Source organism: Rhodoferax sp. OV413, from assembly GCF_945881795.1.
Classification (GTDB): domain Bacteria; phylum Pseudomonadota; class Gammaproteobacteria; order Burkholderiales; family Burkholderiaceae_C; genus Allorhodoferax.
The window spans coordinates 1-7,368 of the sequence record NZ_CAMCVG010000101.1 but is presented as its reverse complement, the minus strand read 5'-3'; the positions used below and the strand labels follow the sequence as shown (position 1 = coordinate 7,368).

General features: G+C 56.9%; 9 protein-coding genes and 1 pseudogene. 2 read left to right on the top strand and 8 right to left on the bottom strand.

Annotation, left to right across the window (positions count from 1 at the left end):
• From Q0O05_RS10675 to Q0O05_RS10640, 8 genes and pseudogenes are all read right to left on the bottom strand, one after another.
• Positions 1-653 (bottom strand): annotated as a pseudogene (locus Q0O05_RS10675) (F0F1 ATP synthase subunit beta); the annotation flags it as partial.
• Positions 654-707: 54 nt separating this feature from the next.
• A complete protein-coding gene (gene atpG / locus Q0O05_RS10670) occupies positions 708-1,586 on the bottom strand; it encodes a F0F1 ATP synthase subunit gamma (RefSeq protein WP_293662849.1) in 879 nt (292 codons plus the stop codon).
• Positions 1,587-1,615: 29 nt separating this feature from the next.
• A complete protein-coding gene (gene atpA / locus Q0O05_RS10665) occupies positions 1,616-3,169 on the bottom strand; it encodes a F0F1 ATP synthase subunit alpha (protein WP_293662847.1) in 1,554 nt (517 codons plus the stop codon).
• Between the two features lie 48 nt (positions 3,170-3,217).
• Positions 3,218-3,748, bottom strand: a complete 531-nt coding sequence (locus Q0O05_RS10660) for a F0F1 ATP synthase subunit delta (RefSeq protein ID WP_293662845.1) — start codon at positions 3,746-3,748, stop codon at positions 3,218-3,220.
• 9 nt (positions 3,749-3,757) lie between these two features.
• Positions 3,758-4,228, bottom strand: coding sequence for a F0F1 ATP synthase subunit B (locus Q0O05_RS10655; RefSeq protein ID WP_293662843.1), 471 nt, complete (start codon positions 4,226-4,228; stop codon positions 3,758-3,760).
• A 36-nt stretch (positions 4,229-4,264) separates the two neighbouring features.
• Complete coding sequence (gene atpE, locus Q0O05_RS10650; protein ID WP_053172779.1) at positions 4,265-4,513, bottom strand: F0F1 ATP synthase subunit C; 249 nt, start codon at positions 4,511-4,513, stop codon at positions 4,265-4,267.
• 56 nt (positions 4,514-4,569) lie between these two features.
• Positions 4,570-5,448: a F0F1 ATP synthase subunit A gene (atpB, locus tag Q0O05_RS10645; RefSeq protein WP_293662840.1), complete on the bottom strand. Its 879-nt coding sequence runs from the start codon at positions 5,446-5,448 to the stop codon at positions 4,570-4,572.
• Between the two features lie 13 nt (positions 5,449-5,461).
• Positions 5,462-5,953 carry an ATP synthase subunit I gene (locus tag Q0O05_RS10640; RefSeq protein WP_293662838.1) on the bottom strand — a complete coding sequence of 164 codons (492 nt, stop codon included), beginning with the start codon at positions 5,951-5,953 and terminating at the stop codon, positions 5,462-5,464.
• Between the two features lie 286 nt (positions 5,954-6,239).
• On the opposite strand from Q0O05_RS10640, the gene Q0O05_RS10635 reads away from it, so the two are divergent.
• A complete protein-coding gene (locus Q0O05_RS10635; RefSeq protein ID WP_293662836.1) occupies positions 6,240-6,542 on the top strand; it encodes a DUF493 family protein in 303 nt (100 codons plus the stop codon).
• 4 nt (positions 6,543-6,546) lie between these two features.
• The gene (gene lipB, locus Q0O05_RS10630; protein WP_293662834.1) at positions 6,547-7,251 is read left to right on the top strand and encodes a lipoyl(octanoyl) transferase LipB; all 705 of its coding nucleotides are present in this window, start codon (positions 6,547-6,549) and stop codon (positions 7,249-7,251) included.
• Positions 7,252-7,368 lie beyond the last annotated feature (117 nt).

Below are 7,368 nucleotides of genomic sequence, written 5' to 3'. Positions count from 1 at the left end.
TACACCATAGAGACTTTGGATTCAGGCAAGTTCTCAAGGTTCACCACACCGGAATCGGCCATCTCGTGATAGAAGTCGTTCCCTTCGCGGGTACGCTCACCCACACCGGCAAACACGGACAAGCCGCTGTGTGCCTTGGCAATGTTGTTAATCAACTCCATCATGTTCACGGTCTTGCCCACACCGGCACCACCGAACAGGCCCACCTTACCGCCCTTGGCGAAGGGGCACACCAAATCAATCACCTTGATGCCGGTTTCCAGCAATTCTTGCGAAGGGCTGAGTTCATCGTAGGTGGGGGCCTTCCGATGAATAGATGCGGTCAGCTCGGAAGAGACGGGGCCGCGCTCGTCGATGGGCGCGCCGAGCACGTCCATGATGCGGCCCAATGTGGCTTGGCCCACGGGTACGGTGATGGGCTTCTCGGTGTTGGACACGATCATGCCGCGGCGCAGGCCGTCGGACGATCCCAATGCGATGGTACGGACGATGCCGTCACCCAGCTGCTGCTGAACTTCCAGCGTCAGGGTGGAGCCTTCCATTTTCAGCGCGTCATAAATGCCGGGCATCTTGTCGCGGGGGAACTCCACGTCAACCACAGCGCCGATACACTGAACAATTTTTCCCTGAACTTGGGTGTTAGCTTGAGCCATTTTTCGCTCCAAAAATTAAATCTTTAACAAAAACTCGGATGCGTGCGGTTCGGCTTACACCGCCGCGGCACCAGCCACGATTTCCGACAACTCTTTGGTGATGGCTGCCTGACGGGTCTTGTTGTAGACCAGCTTGAGCTCACCAATCACGCTACCTGCGTTATCCGTCGCGGCCTTCATGGCCACCATACGCGCAGACTGCTCCGACGCCATGTTTTCTGCCACGGCCTGGTAGACCAGCGCCTCAACATAACGGGTCAGCAGTTCGTCAATGACCGCTTGCGCATCGGGTTCGTAGATGTAGTCCCATGCGTGGTGGTTGCCACTGGCCTGCGACTCTGCTTCCATCTGCGTGGCAGACAAAGGCAGCAGCTGTTGAACGACCGCTTCCTGCTTCATGGTGTTGATGAACTTGGTGTAACACAGGTACACCGCGCTCACTTCACCCTTTACGTAGGCATCCAGCAAGACCTTGACCGGCCCGATGAGCTTGTCTAGGTGGGGCGTGTCGCCCAATTGCGTCACATGCGACACCACTTGGACACCCACGCGATTCAAAAAGCCCAGGCCCTTGTTACCGATGGCCACCGCCTTTGCGGAAACACCTGCTGCCTGCAAGTCACGCAGCTTGCCGGTCACCGAACGCAGCACATTGGTATTCATGCCACCGCACAGACCCTTGTCTGTGGTCACGACGATAAACCCGGAGGTATTAGCGTCGTTGGTTTGCATGAAGGCGTGCGTGTACTCGGGATTGGCCTTGCCGAGGTTGGTGGCGATGTTGCGAATCTTGTCGCTGTACGGACGTGCGGACCGCATCCGCTCCTGCGCTTTACGCATTTTGGACGCAGCCACCATTTCCATAGCCTTGGTGATCTTCTTGGTGTTTTCCACCGATTTGATCTTGCCTCGTATTTCCTTACCTGCTGCCATAGAAGGCTCCTTGGGTCATCAGGTCGGAATTAGGCAAAAGACTTTTTGAATGCGGCTATCGCAGCATTCAATTCAGCCTCGGCATCCTTGTCCATGGCTTTGTCGGCTTCCAGCTTGGCCAACAACGCTGCGTGCTTGTCCTTGAGGAAAGCGTGCAGGCCGTGTTCAAACGCCAGAACCTTTTTCACCTCGATGTCGTCCATGAAGCCCTTGTTCACCGCAAACAGCGTTGCGCCCATCAGGCTGATGGTCAGGGGGCTGTATTGGGCTTGCTTGAGCAGCTCGGTCACGCGAGCACCGCGGTCGAGTTGCTTGCGGGTGGCTTCGTCCAAGTCGGATGCGAACTGCGCAAAAGCGGCCAGCTCACGGTACTGCGCCAAGTCGGTACGAATACCGCCGGACAGGCCCTTGACCAGCTTGGTTTGCGCTGCACCACCCACGCGGGACACCGAGATACCAGCGTTAATAGCGGGACGGATACCGGCGTTGAACAGCGAGGTTTCCAGGAAGATCTGACCGTCTGTGATCGAAATCACGTTGGTAGGCACGAAGGCAGACACGTCACCCGCTTGGGTTTCGATGATTGGCAGTGCGGTCAAAGAGCCGGTTTTGCCCTTCACGGCACCCTTGGTGAAAGCTTCCACATAGTCGGCATTCACGCGGGCTGCGCGCTCCAGCAAACGGCTGTGGAGATAGAACACGTCGCCGGGGTAGGCTTCGCGGCCTGGAGGGCGGCGCAGCAGCAAGGACACTTGTCGGTAAGCCACGGCCTGCTTGGACAGGTCGTCGTACACGATCAGCGCGTCTTCGCCGCGATCGCGGAAGTATTCGCCCATGGTGCAGCCGGAATAGGCCGACACATACTGCATGGCAGCTGATTCAGAAGCGGTAGCAGCCACCACGATGGTGTATTCCATGGCGCCGGCTTGCTCCAGCGCGCGCACCACGTTCTTGACCGAAGACGCCTTCTGACCGATCGCGACGTACACGCAGGTCATGTTCTGACCTTTCTGGTTGATGATGGCGTCAATCGCGACGGCAGTTTTGCCGGTCTGACGGTCGCCAATGATCAATTCACGCTGGCCGCGGCCGACGGGAACCATGGAGTCAATAGACTTCAGGCCGGTCTGCATGGGCTGGCTCACCGATTCGCGAGCGATCACACCAGGCGCAACCTTTTCAATCACGTCGGTCATCTTGGCGTTGATAGGGCCTTTGCCGTCGATAGGCTGACCCAGTGCGTTGACTACGCGGCCTTTGAGCTCGGGACCCACGGGCACTTCCAAGATGCGTCCTGTGCATTTGACAGTGTCGCCTTCAGAGATGTGCTCGTACTCACCCAGAATCACGGAACCTACCGAGTCGCGCTCGAGGTTCAGGGCCAGGCCATAGGTGGGCAATCCATCGCTACCAGCGGGGAATTCCAGCATTTCGCCTTGCATCACGTCGGACAGACCGTGAATGCGGCAGATACCGTCGGTCACCGAAACGACGGTGCCTTGGTTGCGGATGTCTGCACTGGCAGACAGTCCGTCAATGCGGCTCTTGATCAATTCAGAAATTTCTGCGGGATTGAGTTGCATGACTCTTTCCTTCTTTCTTTAGTTGGGCTGACAACAGAAGGCAAAGCCTTATGCTGAGAGAGCCACTTTCATTTGTTCCAGACGGGCCTTGACGGATGTGTCAAGAACTTCGTCACCCACCACCACACGAATGCCGCCAATCAATTCGACATCGAGCTCAACGGTGACGTTGAGTTTGGTACCGAAACGCTTCTCTAAAGAAACGGCGACTTCCGTCAATGCGGCTGCATCAAGTGGAAAGGCGCTGTAGACAACAGCATCAGAAAAGCCGCCTTTGGCGTTCTTCAGTGCACGGAACTGGGCTGCGACTTCCGGCAACGCGGCGAGGCGGCCGTTATCGATCACAGTGCGCAGGAAGTTCTTTCCTTGCTCAGGCAATGCAGCTTTCATGACTCCGGTGATCAGGTCGAAAACCTGCGCACTGGTGCTATTAGGATTGCCGGCGAACTGCTGGAGTTGCTCATTACGGGCAACTTCAGCCATTTCATCCAACCAAACAGCTGCAGCACTCAAGTCCGCTTGCGTAGCCTTGAACAAAGCTTCAGCGTAGGGCCTGGCGATGGTGGCGAGTTCAGCCATGTGATTCCCTTACAGCTCAGTCTTCAAGCGCGACAGCAGCTCTGCGTGCACGCCGGCATTGACTTCTTTGCGCAGGATTTGCTCGGCACCTTTAACGGCAAGAGCAGCAACCTGATCACGCAGCGCATCACGTGCTTTCACCGACTGTTGCTCGGCCTCGGCCTTGGCAGCAGCGATGATGCGGTTGCCTTCTTCCACGGCGCGCGCCTTGGCCTCATCGACAATCGCTTGTGCTCTGCGCTCGGCATCCGCCAAACGGGTCGCAGTTTCGTTGCGTGAGCTAGCCAATTCGGCTTCTACGCGCTTGTTTGCAGTGGCCAGCTCGGCCTTTGCTGTGTCGGCGGCAGCAAGTCCGTCGGCGATTTTCTGTGCCCGCTCGTCCAGCGCTTTTGTGATCGGGGGCCACACGAATTTCATCGTGAACCACACCAGGACCGCAAAAACGATAGCCTGCAGGAACAGGGTAGCGTTAATGTTCACGGTTTGATTCCTTCTCTAACGTGAAGGGGCCGTTAATTATTTCAGAACGAAGGGGTTGGCGAATGCGAACAGCAGCGCGATAGCAACACCGATCAGGAACGCAGCGTCAATCAGACCGGCCAAGATGAACATCTTGGTTTGCAGTTCGTTCATCAATTCAGGTTGGCGAGCAGAGGATTCGAGGAACTTGCCACCCATCAGAGCGATGCCGATAGATGCGCCAACAGCGCCCAGACCAACGATCAAACCGCAAGCCAGTGCCACGAGGCCGAGAATGTTTTCCATGAGAAGCTCCTAAAAGATAGTGGAAAAGAAAAAGAAAACGAACTAAAAAAATTACATCAATGTGCGTCGTGCGCTTGACCCGTGTAGATCAGCGTCAACATCATAAAGATGAAGGCTTGCAAGGTGATCACCAGAATGTGGAACAGCGTCCACACGGTTCCGGCGATGACGTGGCCAATTGCCAAGCCAACACCCGTTGCCGACAGCGCCCAGCCGCCACCCATCAGGGCGATCAACATAAACACCAACTCACCTGCAAACATATTGCCGAACAACCGCATGCCATGCGACACGGTTTTGGCAAGGTATTCGATCATCTGCATCAGGAAGTTCACAGGGTACAGCGCCCAGTGATCTCCGAAAGGGGCTGCAATAAGCTCATGCGCCCAGCCGCCCAAGCCTTTGATTTTGATGTTGTAAAAAATGCAGACCAGCAACACCGAACACGACAAACCCAGTGTTGTAGACAAGTCGGCCGTGGGAACCACGCGCACGTAGTCTTTGAATCCGAGGGCAGGGCCGGCGCTGTGCCAGATGGCAGGGATCAGGTCGACAGGCAACATATCCATCGCGTTCATGAGGAAAATCCACACAAAAACGGTAAGTGCCAAGGGGGAAATCAGTTTGCGGCTTTTGGCGTTGTGGATAACGCCCTTGGCCTGGTTTTCCACCATCTCAGACAGAATTTCTACCGCAGCCTGGAATCGGCCTGGAACTCCCGCGGTGGCCTTGCGGGCTGCATTCCAAAGAACGAAGCAACCCAAAACGCCCAACACGACCGAGAAGAACACGGAATCGAAATTAAAGACGCTGAAATCGACGATGCTCGTTTGCTTGACGCTTTCGAAGTCGAAGTTTTTCTGCAGATGTTGCAGGTGGTGCTGGATGTACTCACCGGCAGATGGGGCATGGGTTTCAGCGTTATCAGAAGCCATATGTCACCAAAATTCAATTAATAACAGTGGGATGTTGGCGTCTGGAGAGCAGCCACGCGGCCACCAGATACACCTTCATCGTCACCACAAAGCCAAGCACCAAAGCCAGCCAATTCAGCGCGGGAACCAGTTGCGGAGCCAACAGCAGCAGGGCCACCGTCAACATTACCTTCACCGCTTCCCACACCACAAAACTCAAAAGCACCACCGCCGGATCACGAGCCTCTGACCGCCTTCGCAGCCCTCTGGCCAGCACCAACGCTGGAACAATCACTGCGAAGGATCCGTAGGCTGCCGACATTCCCGCGGCCTGCCCGAACCAACCAAACAACACCAGCGCCACCACAACCGCCACAATCACTTGCAGACCAAGGACCCGTTGTGCGGATACTTGGGGGTTGCGAAGGCGCCACTGTTGGGCCTCTTCTGCCGTCATCGCCTGGAACCCGTCCTCTGCCGCCTCATCTGAGGCTTCAAAACCCGATGGCCGGTTCCGCGAGTGCATGTTTGCTTCTGTCAAATTTGCACTCCGACACCGCTTGGTTCTAGGCACAGCCGGCGATTGTACATAGAAAGAAACCCCTAGTTCCAATACCGTACAAACGCCACACCATAAGGTCTGCGTAAGGTAAACACCCCAGAAATCCTGTAAGCCGAGAGTCGCAAAAGTCGACTCGAACATGACTCTTTGCTGATGGAATTATGACGAGTGGTGTGACAAAGCCGTGTCGCACTCTGCTGTAATTGGACGCCACACACCTCCCGAAATACCGCTTCCGAAAGGCGCAACGATGGCCAACACCCCCACCCCAAACGACTCCAGCGATACACCGAACGCAGAGTCGCTCATTGACTATCCAACGCCTTTCCCCATCAAGGTAATGGGGCACAAGGTGGATGGCTTGGTGCACGCCATCACGCAGGTAGCCAAGGCCTTTGATCCGGCTTTCGATGCCTCGACGATCGAGCTGCGCGAGAGCAAAGGCGGCAAATACCTGGGTGTGACCATCACCATCACTGCGACGAGCCGTGAGCAGCTCGATGAGTTGTATCGCACCCTGTCCAGCCACCCCATGGTCAAAGTGGTGCTGTAAGCGCGTGGCTATTGAAATTCATTGCCTCGGGCGGGTGGACTACCTACCAACGCTGGAAGCCATGCAGCGGTTTACCAGCGAAAGAAGTGCCGAAGGCCCGTCCCTATTGCGCGACCAGCTATGGATTTGTGAGCATCCACCGGTCTTTACCCAGGGGCTGGCCGGCAAGGCGGAGCACATCCTGACGCGCGGCGATATTCCGCTGGTACAAACCAACCGGGGCGGACAGGTTACCTACCACGGCCCCGGACAGGTCGTGGGCTACCCGATGGTGGACCTCAAGCGGGCCGGCTATTTTGTCAAGGAATACGTCTATCGCGTTGAAGAGGCTGTCATCAAAACGCTGGCCTATTTCGGCGTAACCGGCCACCGGGTGGCAGGCGCCCCGGGGATTTATGTGCGGCTGGACGAGCCGGCCAGTCATGCGCTCCTGCCGCAGCGCCCGCGCAAGGACGCGGGCCCCCAGAGCGAACCCGACTTTTCCGGCCTGGGCAAGATTTCGGCGCTGGGCATCAAGGTCAGCCGCCACTGCACCTACCACGGAGTAGCGCTGAACGTGGCCATGGACCTGGAACCCTTCTCGCGTATCAACCCCTGCGGCTACACGCAGCTGCAGACGGTGGACCTTTCTACAATCGGGGTGCAGGTCAGTTGGCAAGACGCCGCGGACCTGCTGGGCCACAAACTTGCCACCTACCTCGCGCCTTGACGGCGCCACACCATGAGCCACAGTGACTCCCGCCTCGAACCGGGCATTGCCCCCGCCAACCCCACCGTGCGCGAGGCGCAGTCCAGCGCCGACTACAACCCGTTGGCAAAGCAAAAG

Excerpts from the sequence above, each read along its gene's own strand:
- atpG (WP_293662849.1), bottom strand. The coding sequence starts at position 1,586 with ATGGCAGCAGGTAAGGAAATACGAGGCAAGATCAAATCGGTGGAAAAC.
- atpA (WP_293662847.1), bottom strand. The coding sequence starts at position 3,169 with ATGCAACTCAATCCCGCAGAAATTTCTGAATTGATCAAGAGCCGCATT.
- Q0O05_RS10660 (WP_293662845.1), bottom strand. The coding sequence starts at position 3,748 with ATGGCTGAACTCGCCACCATCGCCAGGCCCTACGCTGAAGCTTTGTTC.
- atpE (WP_053172779.1), bottom strand. The coding sequence starts at position 4,513 with ATGGAAAACATTCTCGGCCTCGTGGCACTGGCTTGCGGTTTGATCGTT.
- atpB (WP_293662840.1), bottom strand. The coding sequence starts at position 5,448 with ATGGCTTCTGATAACGCTGAAACCCATGCCCCATCTGCCGGTGAGTAC.
- Q0O05_RS10640 (WP_293662838.1), bottom strand. The coding sequence starts at position 5,953 with ATGCACTCGCGGAACCGGCCATCGGGTTTTGAAGCCTCAGATGAGGCG.
- Q0O05_RS10635 (WP_293662836.1), top strand. The coding sequence starts at position 6,240 with ATGGCCAACACCCCCACCCCAAACGACTCCAGCGATACACCGAACGCA.